15 protein-coding genes are annotated in these 20914 nt (G+C 64.0%); 13 read left to right on the top strand and 2 right to left on the bottom strand.

All coding sequences use genetic code 11. From position 1 onward, the window contains the following. Positions 1-147 precede the first annotated feature (147 nt). The 3 genes from ACQS5P_RS01490 (at position 148) to ACQS5P_RS01480 (ending at position 7613) form a co-directional block, all read left to right on the top strand. Complete coding sequence (locus ACQS5P_RS01490) at positions 148-1887, top strand: hypothetical protein (RefSeq protein WP_428939134.1); 1740 nt, start codon at positions 148-150, stop codon at positions 1885-1887. A 291-nt stretch (positions 1888-2178) separates the two neighbouring features. Then, positions 2179-5517, top strand: a complete 3339-nt coding sequence (locus ACQS5P_RS01485; protein ID WP_428939133.1) for a S8 family serine peptidase — start codon at positions 2179-2181, stop codon at positions 5515-5517. Positions 5518-5534: 17 nt separating this feature from the next. Next, the gene (locus ACQS5P_RS01480) at positions 5535-7613 is read left to right on the top strand and encodes an Ig-like domain-containing protein (RefSeq protein WP_428939132.1); all 2079 of its coding nucleotides are present in this window, start codon (positions 5535-5537) and stop codon (positions 7611-7613) included. A 6-nt stretch (positions 7614-7619) separates the two neighbouring features. Here the strand turns inward: ACQS5P_RS01480 and ACQS5P_RS01475 are convergent, their stop codons facing one another. Next, a complete protein-coding gene (locus ACQS5P_RS01475; RefSeq protein WP_428939131.1) occupies positions 7620-8090 on the bottom strand; it encodes a TraR/DksA family transcriptional regulator in 471 nt (156 codons plus the stop codon). A gap of 639 nt (positions 8091-8729) precedes the next feature. On the opposite strand from ACQS5P_RS01475, the gene ACQS5P_RS01470 reads away from it, so the two are divergent. From ACQS5P_RS01470 to ACQS5P_RS01445, 6 genes are all read left to right on the top strand, one after another. Then, positions 8730-9440, top strand: coding sequence for a phosphoribosyltransferase (locus tag ACQS5P_RS01470; RefSeq protein ID WP_428939130.1), 711 nt, complete (start codon positions 8730-8732; stop codon positions 9438-9440). 52 nt (positions 9441-9492) lie between these two features. Then, positions 9493-9939, top strand: coding sequence for a DUF5335 family protein (locus ACQS5P_RS01465; protein ID WP_428939129.1), 447 nt, complete (start codon positions 9493-9495; stop codon positions 9937-9939). 5 nt (positions 9940-9944) lie between these two features. Further along, positions 9945-10676, top strand: coding sequence for a dienelactone hydrolase family protein (locus tag ACQS5P_RS01460; protein ID WP_428939128.1), 732 nt, complete (start codon positions 9945-9947; stop codon positions 10674-10676). 88 nt (positions 10677-10764) lie between these two features. Continuing rightward, on the top strand, positions 10765-11829 hold the full coding sequence (locus ACQS5P_RS01455) for an NAD(P)H-dependent glycerol-3-phosphate dehydrogenase (protein ID WP_428939127.1): 1065 nt from the start codon (positions 10765-10767) through the stop codon (positions 11827-11829). Positions 11830-12030: 201 nt separating this feature from the next. After that, a complete protein-coding gene (locus tag ACQS5P_RS01450) occupies positions 12031-12564 on the top strand; it encodes a hypothetical protein (protein WP_428939126.1) in 534 nt (177 codons plus the stop codon). Between the two features lie 58 nt (positions 12565-12622). After that, complete coding sequence (locus ACQS5P_RS01445; RefSeq protein WP_428939125.1) at positions 12623-13876, top strand: hypothetical protein; 1254 nt, start codon at positions 12623-12625, stop codon at positions 13874-13876. A gap of 8 nt (positions 13877-13884) precedes the next feature. Here the strand turns inward: ACQS5P_RS01445 and ACQS5P_RS01440 are convergent, their stop codons facing one another. After that, on the bottom strand, positions 13885-14802 hold the full coding sequence (locus tag ACQS5P_RS01440; protein WP_428939124.1) for an MqnA/MqnD/SBP family protein: 918 nt from the start codon (positions 14800-14802) through the stop codon (positions 13885-13887). Positions 14803-14996: 194 nt separating this feature from the next. Between ACQS5P_RS01440 and ACQS5P_RS01435 the strand changes: the two genes are divergently transcribed. The 4 genes from ACQS5P_RS01435 (at position 14997) to ACQS5P_RS01420 (ending at position 20870) form a co-directional block, all read left to right on the top strand. Beyond that, positions 14997-16502 carry a DUF1800 domain-containing protein gene (locus tag ACQS5P_RS01435; RefSeq protein WP_428939123.1) on the top strand — a complete coding sequence of 502 codons (1506 nt, stop codon included), beginning with the start codon at positions 14997-14999 and terminating at the stop codon, positions 16500-16502. Positions 16503-16593: 91 nt separating this feature from the next. Continuing rightward, complete coding sequence (locus ACQS5P_RS01430) at positions 16594-17928, top strand: DUF1501 domain-containing protein (RefSeq protein ID WP_428939122.1); 1335 nt, start codon at positions 16594-16596, stop codon at positions 17926-17928. Between the two features lie 426 nt (positions 17929-18354). After that, positions 18355-20427 carry a PrkA family serine protein kinase gene (locus ACQS5P_RS01425; RefSeq protein WP_428939121.1) on the top strand — a complete coding sequence of 691 codons (2073 nt, stop codon included), beginning with the start codon at positions 18355-18357 and terminating at the stop codon, positions 20425-20427. Positions 20428-20612: 185 nt separating this feature from the next. Beyond that, positions 20613-20870, top strand: coding sequence for a hypothetical protein (locus ACQS5P_RS01420; protein WP_428939120.1), 258 nt, complete (start codon positions 20613-20615; stop codon positions 20868-20870). Positions 20871-20914: the final 44 nt, after the last annotated feature.

Below are 20914 nucleotides of genomic sequence, written 5' to 3'. Positions count from 1 at the left end.
CCCAAGATGAGGGGGACGCGATCGGCGCGTGTGAAAAGAGGTCTGTGCGCGAGTTCTGGCCGACGGGCAGTAGTGCTTCCCACTTCATCAACGACGGCAAACTCAACAGGTGTCGCGGGCGTCTGGTCCGTGCCACAGTCACCGGTTATGGGCGAACCGGCTGGGGGTGTACGACAGAATCGCGATGCGATCTGGTTGGTCGCAACGATGCTGGTGGTGCTGGCGTTGTTCGTTCCGCTGCTCAATCCGTATTGGGTTCCGGTGAGCGATAGCGATGCCTACCTGGCGATGGCGCGGAGCGTGGCGCGCGGGCAGGGCGTGCGGTTTAACAATCAGCCGGTGGCGGTTGTTCCGCCCGGTTGGCCGATCCTGCTTGGCACGGCGATGAAGTTGAGCAGTTCGTTCCTGGTGCTCAAGCTCGTGCTGCTTGCCGGGTTGATGGTGTTCCTGGGAGCTTGCTGGTGGGTGATCCGTCGGAGTTTGCCGGCGTGGCAGGCGAGTCTGGCGATTGTGTTAAGCGCCCTGATCTACGAAGTCTCGCGACATGTGTACACGTTTCATGCCGAGCCGGCGTTCGGGGCAGTGCTGGGGGTGATCCTGCTGCTGGCGGCGACATTGCACGCATGGAGCGGTTCTGCTCAGCGCGAACCCGCCGAGCGCGGACGAGGCGGGGCGGGCCTGTCGGTGAGCATCCTGTTGCTGTTGCTGCTGAGCGGCGCATGCGCGCTGCTGGTGACGATCCGATGGGCGGCGGTGCTGACCTGGCCGATCATCGCGGCGATCCTGCTTGCAGGCGAGCTTGGCCCGAGGATCAACCGCAGGTGGATCGCGGCGATTCTCAGCGCCGCGGGGATCTTCGTCACCTTCTTCGCGCTGCGCGCCGCGGTGCGCGTCGAGCGATCGCAGCTCGATCCGCTGTATGCCCACAACCTTGCCATGCCCGACCGGCCACGCGTCGCCACCCTTTCCGACCGCGTCGATCGCGTACTGCACAGCGGCGTGTGGCTGACCGATCTGCTCTGGGAAGGCGCCTCGCGCGCTTCGCAGCGTTTTGAGCCGCTCAAGCATACGGGGCTGATTGGATTTGGCCTGCTGATCATCGCCACGATCGACGGGTTGCGGCGGCGGCGATGGCTGCCACTGGCGATCCTGGGGTACATGATGGTGCTGATCTGGATTTGGCCGCGGCCGGTGGCGCGATACTTCTTCCCAATCGCGCCGCTGCTGATCGCAGAGATGTTCGTTGGCGCCGCGGTGTTGCTGGGATGGTTGATGAAACGTTGCGAAGGCCGCCACTTGAACGTCGCGACGAATGCCGCCATCGGCACACTGGCGGGGAGCATCGTCCTGTGCAGCGTCGTGCCCTACGCCAATCAGGTGGCGCAGCAGCGGGCGAAGAACTTTTACGCCAGCTATCGCGGCGGGGCGTTTCAGAGTTTGGTCAATGTTGCTCACAAGCTCCACGAGCTGAATGCGCCGGCGGGCTCGATCGCGATGAGCCGGCTGGAGTTCGTCGGTCGAGACGAACAGAAAAGCACCAATTCGTACCTTCGCGCCGCGATCTTCGTGATCGATCGTCCCATCCGCGTGCTGCCGCCGTCGCTGATGGCCCAGCCCACGCGCCGCCTCATTGGCTGGAGCCAGCGTGCCAGCGTGCAGTACAGTCTCTACCAGCAGCGGCGGCGGATCGTGACGCGCGCGGCAGCGACGAGCACATCGAGCATTTCGCCGGCGACCGCTCCAATCATGCGCGTGCGCTATGGGCCGGCTGAGTGGTCGATCGTGACGGTGCATCGCGGCCGACTGCGCCACGTCCCGCTTCGGGCAGTGGAGAACTGGCCGCGACACGTCCCCGGCCTGCCGCGCGGGCGTGCGGCATCGCGCTGATCGCCGATCGCATTGATCACGCATCGCATTGATGTCGCATCGCATACTGCCCCAAACAGGTCTACAGACTCACATGGGCGACCTGCCTAACGTCGCCGTCGCGTGAATCGTCACTCCCGCAGTGCAAGTCGAGTCGATTCGTTCTTCCGGGCCGACGCCCAGGGAGCTGGCCGGCGGCCACAACAAGAAAAGGAGCGCGAACGCTTGATGAGAAGCACAAGTGCTGCGCCGAATCGTCGTGAAGAGCATCGTGATTGGTGCGCGCTGGAATCGTTGGAATCGCGGAGGCTGATGGCCGTTGTTTCCGCTGCCGACAGTGCCGGGGCCGGGGGTGTTGAAAAGGTGATTGAATGGAACGGCAGGCAGGCGGCGGTCAGGCCGGGGGAGTGGATCCTGGCGCTGGAGCCTGGCAGCGCAACGAAGCGGGGGCGTGATCTGGCGGCGCTGATGCGCCGCGCCGGCGCGAGCACAGGGCTGCCGCTGGGGCTGAAGCGAAACCTCACCGTCCGCGGGTTATCGCTGATCAAGACGGCGGAAAACGTGAGCTACAAGAAGCTCCGCGCGGCGCTTTCTTCGCTGCCGGGGTTCCGATACGTCGAGCCGAATTTCACCCTCTCGGTCGATCGAATGCCCAACGACCCGAGATTCGGGCAGTTGTACGCTCTGCACAATACCGGAGGAGGCTGGGGCGCTGTCAACGATGCCGACATCGACGCGCCCGAGGCCTGGGATCGCACGACCGGAAATGGATCGGTCGTTGTCGGCGTCATCGACACGGGAGTGGATTACACGCATCCGGACCTGGCGGCGAACATCTGGCGAAACCCCGGCGAAACGCCCGGCGACGGCATCGACAACGACGGCAATGGATTCGTCGATGACGTTTATGGCTGGGACTTCCATAACGACGACAACGACCCGTTCGATGATGAGGGGCACGGCACGCACGTTTCGGGCACCATCGCCGCCGTCGGAAACAACGGCGTCGGAATCAGCGGCGTGAACTGGAACGCCAGGATCATGGGGCTGAAGTTCCTGGGCGCCAGCGGCCGGGGAACCACCGATGACGCGATCGACGCGATCAACTACGCGACGATGATGCGCAACCGCGGGGTGAACATTCCGCTGACGAACAACAGTTGGGGCGGCGGCGGGGACAGTCAGGCGCTGTTCGAGGCGATCCGCGCCAGCGGCGAGGCGGGGATGCTGTTCGTGGCGGCGGCGGGCAACGACGGCAGAAACACTGACGTCGCGATCAACTACCCCTCGTGCTACGAGCTGCCGAACATCATTTCGGTGGCGGCGAGCGATTCGGCGGACCAGCTCGCCAGCTTCTCGAACTACGGGGCGGCGACGGTGGATCTTGGCGCAGCCGGCGTGGACATCCTCAGCACCATCCCGGGCAACGGCTACGACAGCTACAGCGGCACGTCGATGGCGGCGCCGCACGTGGCGGGGGTGGCGGCGCTGGCGTGGAGCGTCAAGCCCTCGGCCAGCTTTCAGCTCGTCCGCGATGCAATCTACGGCGGCGCGGATCGCATCGCGTCGCTGCGCGGCGTCACCTCGACGGGTGGAAGGCTCAACGCCCGCAACACGCTTGAGCTGATAGCCGCCACGACGCCGATGATCGCCTTCGGCGCAGGCGACAGCACGTTGGCCGAGCCGAACAACCCCGGCACGTTCACGTTCCTGCGATTTGGGAGCGTCGCCTCGGCGCTGACGGTGGGGTTCACGGTCAGCGGCACGGCGAGCAACGGGGTGGATTACGCGCTTGCCGCCGCGTCGGTTACGGTCCCCGCCGGTGAGACATCGGCGCTGATCACCGTGATGCCGCTGGACGATCTGCTCATCGAGGGGGATGAGACGATCCAACTGACGCTCAGCGCCGGCGGCGGGTATGAGCTTGGCGCCGTTTCGAGCATGTCGCTGGTGCTGGTGGATCACGTCTACCCGCCGGCGAATGACAACTTCGAGACCGCCGCGCCGATTCCGACCGGCACGAACTCCGTCACGGGCAGGAACCTTGGCGCGACGCGCCAGCCCGGCGAGCCAAACCACGCCGGCAGCCTGTTCGGCGAGCACTCGGTCTGGTGGACCTGGACCGCGGACTTCACAGGCAACGTCACGTTTCACACCCAGGGCAGCGATTTTGACACACTGCTTGCGGTCTACACCGGTTCGTCGGTCTCGGCGCTGACGGAAGTGGCGTCGGACAACGACTCGGGCGAGGACTTCACGAGCATGGTCGATTTCCGTGCCATCGCGGGCACGAGCTACCACATCGCGGTCGATAGCTGGTTCACTCCCGGGAACATCGTGCTCAGCTACGCCCGGGCGCCGGCTAATGATGCCTTCGCGTCGCGCGCGGTCCTGTCGGGCGCGTCGCCCACCGCGGTGGGCAGCAATTTCGCCGCGACGCTCGAGCCGGGCGAGCCGCCGCACGGCGGGTGGACCGGCGGCCGATCGGTCTGGTGGACCTGGACCGCGCCGCAGTCGGGGCTGGTCACCATCGATACCGCGGGAAGCGATTTCCAGACGTTGCTCGGCGTGTACACCGGCTCGTCGGTCTCTTCGCTCGCTGCGGTCGATGTCACACAGGAACCGGGCGGCACAACCATGCGCGTGAGCTTCCAGGCATCGGGCGGAACCACGTACCAGATTGCCGTCGATGGCTTCTGGGGCGACGCGGGGAGTGTGGCGCTGGCGATCGGGTACAACGGCGGGCCGATCACGTGGGACGGCGGGGGCGACGGCGTGAGCTGGGCCGATCCGATGAACTGGTCGGGCGATCTGATCCCCGGACCCACCAGCGATGTGACGATCTACACGACCGAAGCGCCGGCCATTCTGATCACCGGCGGTACTCACTTGCTCCGCAGCCTGATCAGCTTCGAGGACCTGACGATCAGCGGCGGCAGGCTCGAGGTGGCGCAGTACGCACAGCTCGGCGGCACGGTCAACCTGTCCGGTGGAGAACTCGGCGGCGCGGGCCAGATAACGATCGGTGGCACGCTGAACTGGACCGGCGGCTCGATGAGGGGCACCGGAGGCACGATCATTTCCGATTGGGCGAGGCTGAGCATGGGAGGCAGCGGAGTGCTGTTCAGCGATCGCGCGATTCAGATCGACGGCACGGCGACGATGCAGCCGGGCGGGAATCTGCTGCTTCGGACGCGCGGGTTGACGCTGGGATCGACTGCGTCGCTCGACTTGGCGGACAACACGATCATCGTGGATTACTCCGGAGCTTCGCCGATCGAGCAGATCCGCGCGCTGCTGAGCAACGGCTACGACGGCGGGACGTGGAGTGGTGTGGGAATCCGCAGCTCCACGGCCGCCGCAACCCCCAACCGCGCGATCGGCTACGCAGAAGCCACCGATCTGTTCGGCGTTTCGCAAGGCACTTTTGCCGGTCAGACGATCGATGCCACGGCGGTGTTGCTGCGTTACACGATCAGCGGCGATGCAACGCTCGACCGCCGCGTGGACGCCCGCGATCTGCTGAAGCTGGCAGAGAACTGGCAGATGTCCGGGCGGCGATGGAGCAAGGGGGACTTTGATTTTGATCGGACGGTTGATGCCGGCGACCAGGGCATCCTGACTTCGAACTGGCAAGTCACGCAAGCCTGAGCATAGAGGAAACCCAGATGCACTCACAGATCACACGAGGCGTTGGTACGGTTCGCGCGCATGTGGCGATGGAAATGCTGGAGACCCGCAAGCAGTTCGCGGCGGATCTGGTAGGCACGGCCTTCGACGTGACCGCTGGCTGGCCGTTGCCGGGCGGGGATGTGTCCGCGACGTTCACCGTCAGGAACCAGAATGGCATCTGGTGGCTGGACGATGCCGGGGCGTTTTATGTGCAGATTTTTCTTTCCCCGGACGACACGATCGGCGACGCGGGCGACCTGCCAATCGGAACCGCCAGCTTCACGGGGCTTGGCGCCGGGCAGAGTGTCAGTCGCACGATCGCGTTGTCGCTGCCGCAGTCCGATCCGTTCCTGCACGACAACGATTACCGCATCGGGATGGTGATCGACCCCGCGGCTCAAGTGGCCGAGTCCGACGAATCGAACAACGCCAACCGGGGCAATGGCCTGGACAGCGAGCGCGTCTGTTTCGAGCGACACGTGTACAGCCCGGTCAACCCGAACTATCCACAGGCCGAGGGGCTGAATGCGGGCCAGTCGGTCTGGGGCGCGATCGGCGGCAGCGATGAGCGGATGGGGCCGCTGGACATCGATACCTACTATTTCAGTATCGTCAGTGCCTCATCCCATGCCACGCCGCAGACCGTGGCATTCGATCTGGACGGCGGCGGATGGACATCGCATCTGCGGCTCTACTCGGGCAACTGGAGCCTGATGGCGCAAAACAGCGGCGGCGCCGCGCCGGGCGAGCCCGAGGGCAGCGGCGAGTCCCTCATCCGCTACACGCTCAACACGAACACGGTCTATTACCTGGTGGTCTCGGCGGTCGGCAATCACAGCAGCGACGCCCGCACGCTTGCTGGGCGTAACCCGGCGGCTCAGGGAAGCTATGTCATCAACGCGGTCATGCTCCCGAACGCGCCGACGGTGCCGGATCTGGCCGCCTCCAGCGACACTGGCAGATCCAGCAGCGACAACATCACCAGTGCATCTTCGCTGACGTTCACATTCACCGGACAGCCAGGCAAGATCGGCCAGCTCTATGTCGACGGTGTTCTTCGCGGAACCGATCCCAACGGCTCGACATCCGGGCAGTATCAGATCACCGTGACCGGCCTGGGCGATGGCAGTCACACTGTGACGACTGCGCTGCTGGATCCGACCAATGGCTATGCCAGCGACAATTCGGCGCCGCTGACGATCCGCACCGACAGGCTCGCGCCGCAGGCCGCGGCGCCGGACCTGGCTGCAACCACCGACAGCGGCCTGAGCAGCGACGACAACATCACCAACTGGATCACCCCGGCCTTCCTGGGCACTACCGAGCCTGATTCGCTGGTGGAACTGTTCCGCAACGGAGCGTTGCTCACCTCCGGCTATTCAAACCCATCCGGCGGCTGGCTGCTGACGCCGACGCTCACTCAGCAAGGCGCCTGCAACATCACCATCCGCGTCACGGACCCGGCCGGTAACGTCAGCGCCGTCTCGCCCGCGCTGCCGTTCACGCTCGATACTGTCGGCCCGTCACTTACCTCGCCGCTTTCATTTCAGTTCGACGCTGCGCCGCATCGGATCACGATGGCTTTCTCGGATGATGTGTCCGCGACGCTGAGTTCTGCGGACCTGACGGTGCTGGATCTGGCGAGCTGGGGGACGGTGGGGGTGACGCTGGCGTACAACCAGTCCGAACGGTCGGCGGCGTTCGGCTTTGCCGGCGTGCTTGCCCAGGGCAACTACCGCGCGACGATCAACGCCTCGGGCGTGACGGACGTGGCCGGCAATGGCGTCGGCGGCATCACCGTGCTGGACTTTTTCTTCATGGTCGCCGACGCGAATCACGATCGCTCGGTCAACGCCCGGGACTTGAATATTCTCGCCGGCAACTGGCAGGGCGGCGGGAAGGTTTTCAGCGAGGGCGACCTGAACTACGACGGGCGCGTGAACGAGCTGGACCTGAACCTGCTGGCGACGAACTGGCAATCAAGTCTCGCCGCACCCATTGACGGAACAAGCCTGGAACGTGTCAGTGCAGTTGAGCAGGAAACGATGCGGGTGACAGCGCTGATTGCCGAGTGAGGCTGTTCAGCGTCTGACGCCACCTTTTTCGAGTTCGCGGGCGTACTCGATGCTGTAGCGGGCCCAGGGCTGGGCTTCAAGACGCGCCTTGCTGATGGGCTTGCCGGTGCCTTCGCAGATCCCGTAGGTGCCGTTCTGGATCTTGGCCAGTGCGTGATTGATCTCGCGAAGAAGCTGGCGGTCCTTTTCGACCAGGCCGAGGGTGAACTCCTGCTCGTAGTTGTCGGTGCCCATGTCGGCCATGTGCAGGGGCAGGTTGGAGAGGTTGGTGCCCGTGGTGGATCGCAGGGCTTCGCGTTCCATAGAGCTCATGTCGCCGACGATCTCGCGGCGCTTGGCCAGCAGCAGTTCGCGGAAGTGCTCCAGTTCCTTGGCGGTCAACCCGGCCTGGTTTTTGCGAGGCTTGCCGTCGGTAGGGACTCGAACTGACAGAGCGGCCGGCGCCGGCGGCGGGACGGTACCTCGGTTGTTGTTCACAGATTGAGCCTGTTGCTGAGACAAGGCTGACACCACCTTTCCAACGACCTTTGTCTTAGCCTTCTTTTCGACCACGGAAGCGGCGCGCTTAAGCGATTTGGCGAGGGGGCGAGCCTGGGTCGGTCGGGCGGAGGTGGTTTTTGGCGCCTTTTGTGCGCGCCCTGGTGCCGGTTTGGCAGTATGGCCGGGACGGCTGAGGCTGGCCCGCCGGTTCGTCGCCCGCGTGGTGGGTGTCTTGGGGGCGGTGGTCTTGGACTTGCTCGGCGCCTTGGCCGGCTTGCTTACCTTCGCTGATCTTGCCACGGGAACCCCTTGCTCCTTTCGCGAAACAGGTGGCCAAACACTTAAGGGCATGACCTCAATCAGGTTACGACCACTCATATCGCTGCTGTGGTTTCCGCCAGAGCCACGCGGAAACCATCGGTCATTGCCCTGCGCTCGCTGCCCAAGTCCCGAGCACGGCAACTATAAGCCATACAAGGGGTTGGTGTCAAGTGAACCGGACGCCGATCGGATGGTGCACCGGCGGTTGCCGGGGCGGGCTCAGCGTTCGCTGGCGTGGCATTTGCAACCAGCGATCTATGGATCGCTCACGACAGTATCACTGATGAGCGGTTGGGTAGGGGAGGTGAACAGATCATGCTCCAGCAAACTGAGATTGTGTTTCACGACCGCTTCGAGGCCGGCCGGATGCTGGCGGAGATGCTGATGCACTACGCCGACCATCCGGATGTGATGGTTCTTGCTCTGCCCCGTGGCGGTGTGCCGGTGGCTTTCGAGGTGGCTCGGGCGCTGCATGTGCCGATGGACGTGTTTCTGGTGCGAAAGCTGGGCGTTCCGGGTCACGAAGAACTGGCGATGGGAGCAATCGCCAGCGGCGGGGTGCGGGTGATCAACGAAGAGGTTGTGGAATCACTGGGCATCTCGCCGAGCACGATCGACCGCGTGGCGCAGGTCGAGTGGCGGGAACTCGAGCGTCGGCAGCGCGAGTATCGCGACGACCGCCCGCCGCCCGACGTTCGCGGGAAAATCGTGATCCTGATTGACGATGGTCTGGCGACAGGCTCGACGATGTTGGCCGCCGCCCAGGCGCTGAAGCGGATGGGTCCGAAACGGATTGTCGTGGCGGTGCCGACGGCCGCGGCCGAAACGTGCGAGCAGTTCCGCCGCATCGTGGATGAAGTGGTCTGTGTCACGACGCCATACCCGTTCCGTGCGGTGGGACAGTCGTACGAGGACTTTTCGCAGATCAGTGACGAGCAGGTGCGGCAGTTACTCGCTGCTGCCGCCGCCGCAGCGCCGGCAAGCCGCACCCCGGACGAGCCAGTGGATCTTCCCACTGGACTTTGAAACGCCACACGCGGCGGAAACGCAGCAGCAATCGGATTGGAGGAGATGAACTATGCAAACCCAGGAAATCCCGATGGAGCAGTGGACGGTGTTCTTTAACGGGATGTCTCGCCAGCACGAAGGCGAGCCGGTCACGATCGAGGTTCAGGGTCCGGAAGTGGGTAGCAGGGCGATGGTCAAGCACGTGCCGTTTATGGGCATCGCCTTCGATCCGAAGGACAGCGTTGGCGAAGAAATCGAGGTGTTTGTTTCGCTGGCGCAGGACCAGTCCGGACCGCAGCCGGGCCCGCACCTGATGCACGCGATCAATCATCCGTCACGTGTGCAGGTGGTTCGTCTGGACGATGGCAGCGAGCTGTCGCTGCAAATCGAGACACCCGACGGGCCGGCGACGGTGGTTCGATTCGAGCCAGCGCCCGAATCCCGGAACAAGCAGGTCGATCGCCATCGTCCGATGATGCGGCACGATCCGCAGGTCATGCTGATCGCAGCGAGGTGATCGCGATGAACGCGGCAGAATCCCTGCGAACAGGCCCCGGGGAGATCAGCGAATCGGTGCGGATCCCGGCCTCGGCCGACGGATCGGTGCAGTTGGAGGGGGATCTGATCATCCCCGAGCCGGCGGAGCAGGTGCGAGGCGTGGTTCTGTTTGCCCATGGCAGCGGCAGCAGCCGCTTCAGCAGGCGAAACCGCTACGTGGCGCAGCGCCTGCGCCAGGCGCAACTGGCCACGCTGCTGATGGACCTGCTTACCGCCGACGAGGAGGCCGTGGATCAGCAGACGGCCGAGCTGCGGTTTGACATCGACCTGCTGGCCGAGCGGTTGGTGTGGGCGATCGACTTTCTGCTGAGGCACCCGAGGACGCTGAAGCTTCCTGTGGGGCTGTTCGGTGCCAGTACCGGCGCCGCAGCCGCGCTGGTGGCGGCGGCGCAGCGTGCCGACGTGGTTGGCGCCGTAGTATCCCGCGGCGGGCGGCCGGACCTGGCCGCACGGGCGCTGCCGAAGGTGCGGTGCCCGACGCTGCTGATCGTCGGCGGCGAGGATGACATCGTGATCGACCTTAACCACCGGGCCATGCGGCTGATGAATTGCCCCGCGCGGCTGGAGATCATCCCCGGCGCCGGGCACCTGTTCGAGGAGCCCGGCGCGCTGGATCAGGTCGCACGCCTGGCGCGCGACTGGTTCGCCCGGCACCTTCGCCCAGGCGATGGTGGCGTGATGGCGCGTGGGGGATGATGCTGTAAGCTGGTGCTTCGTTGGACTTTGGGCCGTGCGCGCGGATATGGGGTGATTTTGCGTCGCCAAGTCTGTAAAACACCAGACCATGCCGCGAGAAAGAATCACGATACTCGGCGACGGGGCGATGGCGACGGTGTGCTCGATGCTGCTGTCGGCCGGCGGGGCGGAGGTGACGATGTGGGGAGCATTCGAGGAATCGATCGAGCGATTGATCCAGACCCGCGAGAACCAGCGGCTGCTGAAGGGGGCCAGGATTCCGGCTTCGGTGCGGCTGACGGCCAATGACGCCGACGCGTTCGAGGGTTGCACGCTGATCGTCTCGGCGATCCCGACGCAATACATGCGGTCGGTGTGGACGCGTTTGCGCCCACGGGTACCGCGGGACGTGCCCATTATTTCGGTGGCCAAGGGGATCGAGATCGACACGTTGCTGCGTCCCACGCAGATCATCGCTGACGTGCTTTCGCCGGGGGTGAGCTGTGGCTGGAAGCTTGCGGTGCTCAGCGGCCCGAACATCGCCGCGGAGCTGGCGCGGTATCTTCCCGCGACGGCGGTGGTGGCGTCGCAGGACGCGGAGCTTGCCCGGCGGGTGCAGGCGATCTTCACCACGCAGTGGTTCCGCGTGTACACCAATGAAGATGTGGTTGGGGTCGAGCTGGCCGGGGCGACCAAGAACATCATCGCCATTGCCGCGGGGATTCTGGACGGTCTGGGAGCCGGGAACAACGCCAAAGCCGCGCTGGTCACACGCGGGCTGGTGGAGATCACCCGATTGGGCGTGGCAATGGGAGCACGGGAGGCGACGTTCCACGGTCTGGCGGGGCTGGGGGATCTGATTACAACGTGTGTCAGCCCCGAGGGTCGCAATCGCACCGTTGGCGAACAGCTTGGCCGGGGGCGGAAGCTGGAGGCGATTCTCGCGGAGATGGACAGTGTGGCCGAGGGCGTGCCGACCACCCGGGCGGTGCGAGAGCTGGCGGGGCGGCACCGGGTGCAGATGCCGATCACTGAAGAGGTCTACGCGGTGCTGTTCGAGGGCAAGGACGTGCTGCGGGCGTTGTCGGACCTGATGAGTCGCGAGCCTAAACCCGAGCGGGAATGCACTGCGGCGGTGGAAACTGGGGAACTCCCGCAGGCCACAGTCCCGTGATAACCGATCCGATTTTCGGCGTATCTTTCACGTCATTGCAACATAAGTTGTTTATTTACAAGTGGTTGATGGGGAATTGTTCACCTTGTCGCAGGGCGCAAAAGATGCTCGATTCTGGGCGTGATTTCCTATAATGCTGTTGGGAGGATGCCGTCGAGCGTGGGAGCGCCGGTCGGTTGACCGGCGGCAAGGTGAGCACCTATGAGTCGTCTTCATTGGCCGGTGATGTTGGCCGGCTTGTCGGGGGCGTTGCTGGTGGGGTTGGGCTGTGAGTTGGGCGCGCCGACAGGTCGGCGGGCACAACTGTTGACCGCCGCCCAGGGCAGCATGGCCAGCCGCGAGAGCGGTTCGTCGGCAGTGGCCGGTGCTGAAACCGGCCGTATCAGGCGCGGCGGGGATTTGCCGGGTCGCGCCGGCAGCGACCTGGTCACGGAAACTCTAGTCCCCGCCACCTCCGCTGACGCCAGCTTCGCCAGCCACATCGTCGGCGATACGCCGCCAGTCTCGGCGAAAGGCCTGCGCGGCAACCAGGCGCGGGCGGGGCAGAGCGCGTCGATCAGCAAGCAGGACGTGCTCTCCTGGACAGCACGCGGTCTACCCGAGGACGCGATCATCGATCGCATCCAGAGCAGCCACAGCGTGTTTGTTCTGACGGCGGCGGACGAAAACGAGCTTCGCGACCACGGCGTGAGCGAGGCGGTGATCCGCGCCCTGCGCGACACGCTCCGGCGCTGAAGGCTCGGGCAGATCAGACAGCAAGCGGGGAACGACTGCAAGTGAGCAGGAGTGGACGATGCACAAGCCCGCACGCGCGCCGTGGTTGGTTGGCCCGGTTCTGGCATGGACCGCGCTGATCGCGCTGCACGGTGCCGCCATCGCGCAGACTTCGTTCTTCTCGGCCACGGGAACCTTCACGCAGGGCAATTCGTCGGCCGATTTCCATGTCAGTTTCGATGATCCAACGGCGCGGAACACGTGGTTCCAGACTTGGGCTTGGAACGGGACTTTGCCGCCGCATGGTCCGGGAACCAATGCCGCCGGGGACGTGATCGCCTCGGGGGGAATCGATTCGGAGCTCGAGGTTTTTACGGCTGGCGGGACGAGCCTGGGCTACAACGATGACCGTGGCCCGGGCGAGCGCGATTCGCACCTCGGGCCGGACGCAGGCCCGTTGAGCTACCTGCCGCCGCTGGGACCGGGGCAGTATCGCGCCCGGCTGACGGCGGCGTTCGGTGTGATCTGGAGCGGCGCCTGGGCGATGGACATGACCCGCGAGGGAACCTTCAGGCTCGATGACATCGTGCAGTCGGCGTCGTGGCTGGGGTCGTTGAAGTTCGGCTCGTCGTCGGCGGGCGGGGCGGTGGTGAGGATCGCCAGCTCGACAACGATCCTAGGGGCGCTGGAGGCCCGGGAAGGCGGAAAGATCGATGTGCAGGGTCCGCTGCTGCGCGCGGGATCGCTGCTTCTGGGCAACTCGGCGCAGCTTGATCTGCGAAACGCCAGGCTGATCATCGACTACCGTGATGACCCCACGGCGCCCAACCCCATCGATACCATCGCGCAGTACGTCGCCGCCGGATATAACGGCGGCGCGTGGAACGGGCCGGGGATTTACAGTTCCGTTGCCGCCACCGCGGGCGGGACAATGGCCATCGGTTTCGGCGACAACGCCACCCTTGGCTATGAGACCTTCGCCGGGCAGCAGGTCGATCCAACTTCGGTCCTGGCGATGGTCACGCACCGGGGCGATGCCAACCTCGATGGACGCGTGGACGTGCTGGACCTGACGGCACTGGCGGCACACTGGCAGCAATCGGGGATCTGGGCCGAGGGAGACTTCGACTACAGCGGTCGGATTGACATCCGCGATCTGTACCTGCTGGCCAGTCGCTGGGGCACTGGCCTGAGCGGCCCGCTGAGCAGCGAATCGTTCTTGCGGGAGGCAAGCGCGCTGGGTCTGCCCGCGGCGAGCGTGCCGGAGCCAGACGTCGCGGCGATCGGGTTGGCGGTACTGACCTATCGCGCTGCCAGAAACCGCCGTCGCTGACGGGCAGGTCAGCGAGCTGTGACGAACTCGATCCTGTCAACCGGCGGCACAATCCCCGCGGCTGCTCCTTCGGACAGCAGTCGTGCAATCGCCTCGCGGCCACGGGGGCCGTAATCCAGCGTCCAGTCGTTGACGTACATTCCGACGAACCGGTCGGCCAGGTTGCGGTCCAGGTCCCGGCCAAACTGAAGCGCGTACTCGACGGCTTCGCGGCGGTGGTCCAGACTGAATTGAATTGATCGCTTGAGCAGATCGGTTACTTCCTGCATGACCGTCGGCCCCAGGTCCCTGCGGATGCAGTTGCCGCCAAGGGGCAGGGGCAGGCCCGTCTTTCGGAACCACCAGTCGCCAAGATCGATCACCAGATGCAGTCCCAGCGACTGATAGGTGAGCTGGCCTTCGTGGATGATGAGTCCGGCATCGACCTTAGCTTCCTTCACCAGTCGGGGAATCTGGTCGAACATGACCACATCGTAGAAAAAAGCTGGTGGCGGGCAGTTGGCGGCGGGCGGTGGAGGGCTGACTGCCTGCTGCTGTCGCCTGGCGGCCGGCTCTGCCCGCCCCAGGCACAACTGAAGCGCCAGAAAGGCGGTGGTGAGCGTACCGGGGATGGCGATGCGTTTGCCTCGAAGCTGCTCGATCGAGAGCGGTTGGCGTGCGACGACCATCGGGCCGTACTTGTCGCCCATGCTTGAGCCACAGCTTGTCAGCGCGTACTTGTCGGCCACGTAGGGGTAGGCGTGGATCGAGATCGCGGTGATCTCCAGCTCGCCGTTCATCGCCCGCTGGTTCAGGGTCTGTATGTCCTGAAGCACGTGTTCAAAGCGATACTGGCCTGTATCGAGCTTTCCCGTGGCCAGGCCGTAGAACATGAACGCATCATCAGGATCGGGCGAATGGCCAAGACGAAGTACGCGTTGCGACATAGGCCGGGATTATAGCGGAGAACGGTGTGCCTGACCGAAGGGCCGGGCGGGCTGCTGTGTGTGCCGAATTTCGGGCGCGACTGGCTGAGGAGTGGAAAGTCCTCTGAGCAATATCCCGCGCATGCGGGCGTTGTTGTTGGTAGGATTGTCGCGGTTGCCGGTTTCAGTGGGCTTGCGGAAGACAAGCGTGTGCCATGTCCAGGCTTCATCCGATGCTTCAGCCGTTCGTGCCCGGTGAAAGCGGTCCTTTTGACGCTGTCAAGGCGGCACATTTGCTGAACCGCGCGACGTTCGGCGGCACACCGGAAGAGATCGGCGCTGTGATGCGGATGGGACCGGCGCGGGCGGTCGATGCGCTTCTGGACTTCCCCGATGCGCCGGCCACCGAGCAGAGCCAGACCGACGTGCCGGATCTGTCTGCCATCGAAGGCTACCCGCGAACCTTCGAACAGCGTCGAACGCTGCTGATGGGCAAGACGCCCGAAGAACGCCAGGCTCTGCTCCAGCAGCTCAACATGAAGAATCGCGAGGCGCTGGCGGCGACGTTGCGGTGGTGGATCAGGCGGATGGCCTGGGGGCCTTATCCGCTTCAGGAAAAGCTGACGTTGTTCTGGCACGGGCACTTCACGACCAGCGCCCGTGATGATCGCAGTGCATTTGCGATCTGGCAGCAGAACGAGACGCTGCGCCGCAACGCCGCGGGCAACTTCCGCACGTTCGTCAAGCAGATCTCGCGCGATCCGGCGATGCTGGACTATCTCAATAACCAGCAGAACCGCAAGCAGAAGCCGAACGAGAATTACGCCCGCGAGCTGATGGAGCTGTTTACGCTGGGTCTCGGAAACTACACCGAACTGGACATCAAGGAGGCCGCCCGCGCGTTCACCGGCTGGGGACACGATGGCGAACAGTTCGTGTTCCGCAAATTCGATCACGACTACGGCCCCAAGACGTTTTTCGGCCGCACGGGGAACTTCGACGGCGACGACATCATCGAGATCATCCTCTCGCACCGGCAGTGCGCGCCATACATCGCCAGCCGGTTGCTCACGTTCTTCGTGCAGGAGAATCCCGATCCTGAAATCTGCCAGAGCCTGGGCAACGTGCTTCGGGAGAACAATTACGACCTTCGTCCGGCGCTGGCGACGATGTTCACCAGCCGGCTGTTCTACAGCCCCCAGGTGATGGGCGGACAGATCAAGAGTCCGGTGCAACTGATGGTGGGAACGATGCGGCTGCTGGATGTGGAGCCGCAGAACTTCATCCAGGTTGTGGCGGCGCTGGAGCAGATGGGACAGGTGCCGTTCAATCCGCCGAACGTCAAGGGCTGGCCGGGCGGGCGGATGTGGATCAGCACCAGCACGCTGTTCGTGCGGTACAACACGGCGGTGTGGCTTGCTGGCGGGGGCAGGGCGGTAGCGGGGGGTCGGGGCGGAGGAGGCGGCGGGGCGCGATTTCTGCGGACCCGCGGCGGCTTTGGCCGAAGTGACGATCAGTCGCCGCAGTTCGAGCCGCAGCCCAATGGTGACACGCCTGGCCAGATCGTCGATGCCTGGGTTGCCCGGCTCATCCAGCGACCCATCGCTGCCGACCGTCGCCAGGTGCTCATCGACGCTCTGGGCGACAGCCCCGCCGCCGAAGCGTCGCTCAAACGGATGATCCAGTTGATTGTATCGATGCCTGAGTACCAGTTGTGTTGAAAGGAGTGGCCAGCGATCGGTGGCCAGTGGTCAGCAGGAGGGACGCGAGTCTCACTGACCGCCGGCTACTAAACACTGGCCACTATCCAAGATGCTCGACCACGTTTCAACCCGTCGCGTGTTTCTTCAGAAGGGCCTGACTCTGCTGGCGGTGTCTTCCACGATCCCGACGTTTTTGGATCAGACAGTGCTGGCGATCGCCTCGCCGGAGGATACGAAGCTCACGCAGCAACCCAGCGGAGCCGACGGGAAGGTGCTTGTGGTCGTGCAGTTGTCGGGAGGCAATGATGGGCTGAACACAGTGGTTCCTTACGCGGACGACGTATACCACCGCGCTCGGCCCAACATTGCGGTCGATACTCAGTCGGTGCTGAAGGTCAGCGACTATCTTGGGCTGCATCCGAATCTCAAGCCGCTGCGCGAGATGATGGACAAGGGGCTGGTATCGATCATTCAGGGCGTGGGATATCCGAACCCGAACCGTTCGCATTTCCGCTCGATGGACATCTGGCACAGTGGCAGGCCGGAAACGGAGGACACGACCAGCGGGTGGCTGGGCCGGTATTTTGACAATACGTGTCCGGGATGCGATCCGCACAGCGGAGTGGCGATCGGGGAGTCGCTTCCGCTGGCGATGAAGGGGCAGCGCGTCACGCCGCTGTCGTTCGATCGCCCGGAGAACTACGCCTACAACGGCCCGGACAAACAGCGTTATCAGAAGCTGAACACCGCGGGCGATGCCGGCAGCGAGCCGACGACACAGCCGTTGCCGTCGGAGCGTTCGGCGTCGTTGACGGCGGGGCGTGGCAAGAGCCTCAAGCCCCAGATCGTCACGCCGGATGCGCAGCTCGATTTCCTGACTCGCACGGCGATGGATGCTCAGCTCAGCAGCGACGCAATCCTGAAGATGACGCGCGGGCACTCGCCAGCGGCGGCATATCCGCCGAGCGAATTTGGCCAGGGATTGCGAACCATTGCCGCCATGATCCGGGGCGGACTGCCGACACGGGTGTATTACGTGACGCTGGGCGGATTCGACACGCACGCCAACCAGCGTGGGCGGCACGACCAGCTCATGAACCAGTTTGCCCAGGGAGTGGACGCGTTCTGGAAGGACCTGAAGCAGCAGGGCAACGATCAGCGCGTGCTGATGATGACCTTCAGCGAGTTCGGTCGACGGGTGGCCAGCAATGCCAGCGGTGGCACCGACCATGGCGCCGCGGCGCCGATGTTCCTGTTCGGCCCGGCGTGCAAGCAGGTGGTTGTTGGCCGGCATCCTTCGCTGACGGACCTTGATCAGGGGGACTTGCGCTACAGCATCGATTTCCGCAGCGTCTACGCGACGATCCTCCAGAACTGGCTGGATACTCCCAGCAAGCCGATTCTCGGACAGCAGTTTCCGACGCTGAACGTGCTGCGGGCGTGAAGCGGGACGGGTTTGGTGCGGCGTGGCGGTGGAGGTCGCGGCCGATGTCCGAGTTTTGAGTGCCCGATTTGGCTTTGCTGTTCAGGGCCGAGAAAAACGCCTTTCAGATCAACGCGGCGGGCGTGCAGTGCCGTCTTCGGCGCGGCGCGGACCGAACGGCCGGGTGGGCGTGCGGGGTTCCGGCCCGACTGCTCCGCCGCCGGCGCAGTGCATTTCCGGGGAAGCATTTATAATGGACTGTCGATAAGTCGATGACTACTGTTGGCAGGGGAGCGAGGGGGCGCGTTCCCTTGGCACGAGCCAGGCTCGTCGAAGGACGTTGGCCCGGTCCCTCTCCCGGACCCTCTCTTTGAACTCTTTGAAATTGACGATCACCGGGAAGGCATGGCGAAGAATGGTCTGATTGTTGCATTGGAGTGACGTCGCATGGCCAAGAATAACACACTGGTTGCCCTGATCGACCGCAAGCTGGACGTTTCGAGCTTTCGGGAGCAGCACTGGGAAGGCACGTTCTGGGATTACCTTGACATTGTCTCGGAGAATCCCGCGGTTGCGCGCAACGCCTTTCAGCGCGTGTACGACATGATCCTCAGCTATGGGGTGGAAACGTACACGCAGTTCAAGCAGGAAGTGACGCGCTACAAGTTCTTCTCCGATCCGTTCGACAACGGCGCCGATGCGATCTACGGGCTGGAGCGGCCGCTCATGCAGCTCGTGGACTTCTTCAAGTCCGCGGCCCAGGGCTATGGCACGGAAAAGCGAATCCTGCTGCTGCACGGCCCGGTGGGTTCGAGCAAGAGCACGATCGCCCGGCTGCTGAAGAAGGGGCTTGAGGCGTACTCCAAGACTGAGCAGGGCAAGCTCTTCACGTACATGTGGCGCGTGCATCACCGCGGTCCGGGCGGCGACGAAGGCGAGCAGTACGTCGAGTGCCCGATGCACGAGGAGCCGCTGCTGCTGATTCCGCGCGAGGCGCGGCAGGATGTGCTGGACACGATCAACGAGAGGCTGCCCGAGGGGCGCAAGGTCAGACTGTACGGCGACGTCTGCCCCTTCTGCCGAAAGGTCTACTCCGATCTTCTGGAGCAGTATGACGGCGACTGGAAGAAAGTGATGGACCACGTGAAGGTCAGGCGGCTGATCCTTTCCGAGAAGGACCGCCGCGGCATCGGCACCTTCCAGCCCAAGGACGAAAAGAACCAGGACAGCACCGAGCTGACCGGCGACATCAACTACCGCAAGATCGCCGAGTACGGCTCGGATTCCGATCCGCGTGCGTTCAACTTCGACGGCGAGCTGAACATCGCCAACCGCGGGATTGTCGAGTTCATCGAGGTACTGAAGCTGGACGTGGCGTTCCTGTACGACCTGCTGGGCGCGTCGCAGGAGCACATGATCAAGCCCAAGAAGTTCGCCCAGACCTACATCGACGAGGTGATCCTCGGGCACACCAACGAGCCGGAGTACAAGAAGCTCCAGGGCAACGAGATGATGGAGGCGTTCCGCGACCGAACGATCAAGATCGACATCCCCTACAACATCCGTCTGGACGACGAAATCAAGATCTACATGAAGGATTTCGGTCCGGACAAGATCAAGGGGATTCACATCGCGCCGCACACGATCGAGATGGCGGCGATGTGGGCGGTGCTGACGCGGCTGGCGGAGCCGAAAAAGGCGGGCATCACCAAGCTCCAGAAGCTCAAGCTGTACAACGGCAAGAGCATCCCCGGCTTTACCGAGGACAGCATCAAGGAGCTGAAGGAGGAAAACCCGCGCGAAGGAATGACCGGCATCTCCCCACGCTACATCCAGGACAAGATCTCCAATGCCCTGGTGTCGCATCAGGCGCAGCAGGATAAGGCGATCAACCCGTTCATGGTGATGAACGAGCTGGAGGCGGGGCTGCATCACCACTCGCTGATCACCGACGAGGAGCTGAAAAAGGAGTACAAGGAGCTGCTGGCGGTGGTGCGCGAGGAGTACGAGGACATCCTCAAGGGCGAGGTGCAGCGGGCCATCAGCGCCGACGAGGACGCGATCAAGCGTCTTGCGGCCAACTACATCGAGAACGTGCGTGCCTACACGCAGCACGAGAAGGTTCGCAACCGCTACACCGGTCGCGACGAGGAGCCCGACGAGCGGCTGATGCGATCGATCGAGGAGAAGATCGATATCCCTGAGAGCCGCAAGGACGATTTCCGCCAGGAAATCATGAACTACATTGGCGCCCTGGCGCTGGACGGCAAGAAGTTCGAGTACAACACCAACGCCCGGCTGCTGAAGGCGCTGGAGCTGAAGCTGTTCGAGGACCAGCGTGATACGATCAAGCTGAAGAACCTGGTCAGCAGCGTCGTGGACGACGAGACGCAACAGAAGATCGACGTCGTCAAGCAGCGGCTGATCAAGTACTTCGGCTACAACGAAACCAGCGCCACGGATGTGCTGAACTATGTGGCGAGCATTTTCGCCCGAGGAGATACGAAGCAGGACGAGTGATCGTCGGCGACGAGTGATCGTCGGCGATACAGGTATCCCCACTGGGAGCCGTGTGCTCGAGTGAGGCGGATCGGGAGTGTCCCTTCGCGCCGGAGTGGTCGGTTCCGACCGATGGGCCGCCGAAGGGCAGACAGGCTTCGGTTGGCGGCGATATCGAGGTTGAAGTGAGGATGGAGGCCGCGGCGATGCAGTCGAAGGCGACAGGATCATGGTCGTGGACGAATTGGTCGGCGGGGGCGGTATGCGGATTGCTGCTGGCGATGCTGGTGGGCGCGGCGGCCAACGGCGGCGGCCAACCCGGACGCTATCAACTGCATGTCTGGTCCACCCGCGGCTCGGAAGCCGGCCCCGCTGATCACGGCGCGTATCGAATCGACAGCGCCACCGGCGAGGTCTGGGCCATCAGCGCCAACAACGTCGCCAGCAGAATCGAATTCAAGTGATTCAGCGGCGGCACTGTGCCGTCGCGAGAGGGTCAGACACCAGA

The sequence above is a fragment of the Fontivita pretiosa genome, assembly GCF_050410795.1.
Taxonomy (GTDB): Bacteria; Planctomycetota; Phycisphaerae; order Tepidisphaerales; family Tepidisphaeraceae; genus Fontivita; species Fontivita pretiosa.
The sequence above is the reverse complement of the archived record's forward strand: the minus strand, read 5'-3'. Positions and strand labels throughout refer to the sequence as shown.

Coding starts and splice junctions, on each gene's coding strand:
- ACQS5P_RS01490 (WP_428939134.1), top strand. CDS start 148: ATGGGCGAACCGGCTGGGGGTGTACGACAGAATCGCGATGCGATCTGG.
- ACQS5P_RS01485 (WP_428939133.1), top strand. CDS start 2,179: ATGGCCGTTGTTTCCGCTGCCGACAGTGCCGGGGCCGGGGGTGTTGAA.
- ACQS5P_RS01480 (WP_428939132.1), top strand. CDS start 5,535: ATGCACTCACAGATCACACGAGGCGTTGGTACGGTTCGCGCGCATGTG.
- ACQS5P_RS01470 (WP_428939130.1), top strand. CDS start 8,730: ATGCTCCAGCAAACTGAGATTGTGTTTCACGACCGCTTCGAGGCCGGC.
- ACQS5P_RS01465 (WP_428939129.1), top strand. CDS start 9,493: ATGCAAACCCAGGAAATCCCGATGGAGCAGTGGACGGTGTTCTTTAAC.
- ACQS5P_RS01460 (WP_428939128.1), top strand. CDS start 9,945: ATGAACGCGGCAGAATCCCTGCGAACAGGCCCCGGGGAGATCAGCGAA.
- ACQS5P_RS01455 (WP_428939127.1), top strand. CDS start 10,765: ATGCCGCGAGAAAGAATCACGATACTCGGCGACGGGGCGATGGCGACG.
- ACQS5P_RS01450 (WP_428939126.1), top strand. CDS start 12,031: ATGAGTCGTCTTCATTGGCCGGTGATGTTGGCCGGCTTGTCGGGGGCG.
- ACQS5P_RS01445 (WP_428939125.1), top strand. CDS start 12,623: ATGCACAAGCCCGCACGCGCGCCGTGGTTGGTTGGCCCGGTTCTGGCA.
- ACQS5P_RS01440 (WP_428939124.1), bottom strand. CDS start 14,802: ATGTCGCAACGCGTACTTCGTCTTGGCCATTCGCCCGATCCTGATGAT.
- ACQS5P_RS01435 (WP_428939123.1), top strand. CDS start 14,997: ATGTCCAGGCTTCATCCGATGCTTCAGCCGTTCGTGCCCGGTGAAAGC.
- ACQS5P_RS01430 (WP_428939122.1), top strand. CDS start 16,594: ATGCTCGACCACGTTTCAACCCGTCGCGTGTTTCTTCAGAAGGGCCTG.
- ACQS5P_RS01425 (WP_428939121.1), top strand. CDS start 18,355: ATGGCCAAGAATAACACACTGGTTGCCCTGATCGACCGCAAGCTGGAC.
- ACQS5P_RS01420 (WP_428939120.1), top strand. CDS start 20,613: ATGCAGTCGAAGGCGACAGGATCATGGTCGTGGACGAATTGGTCGGCG.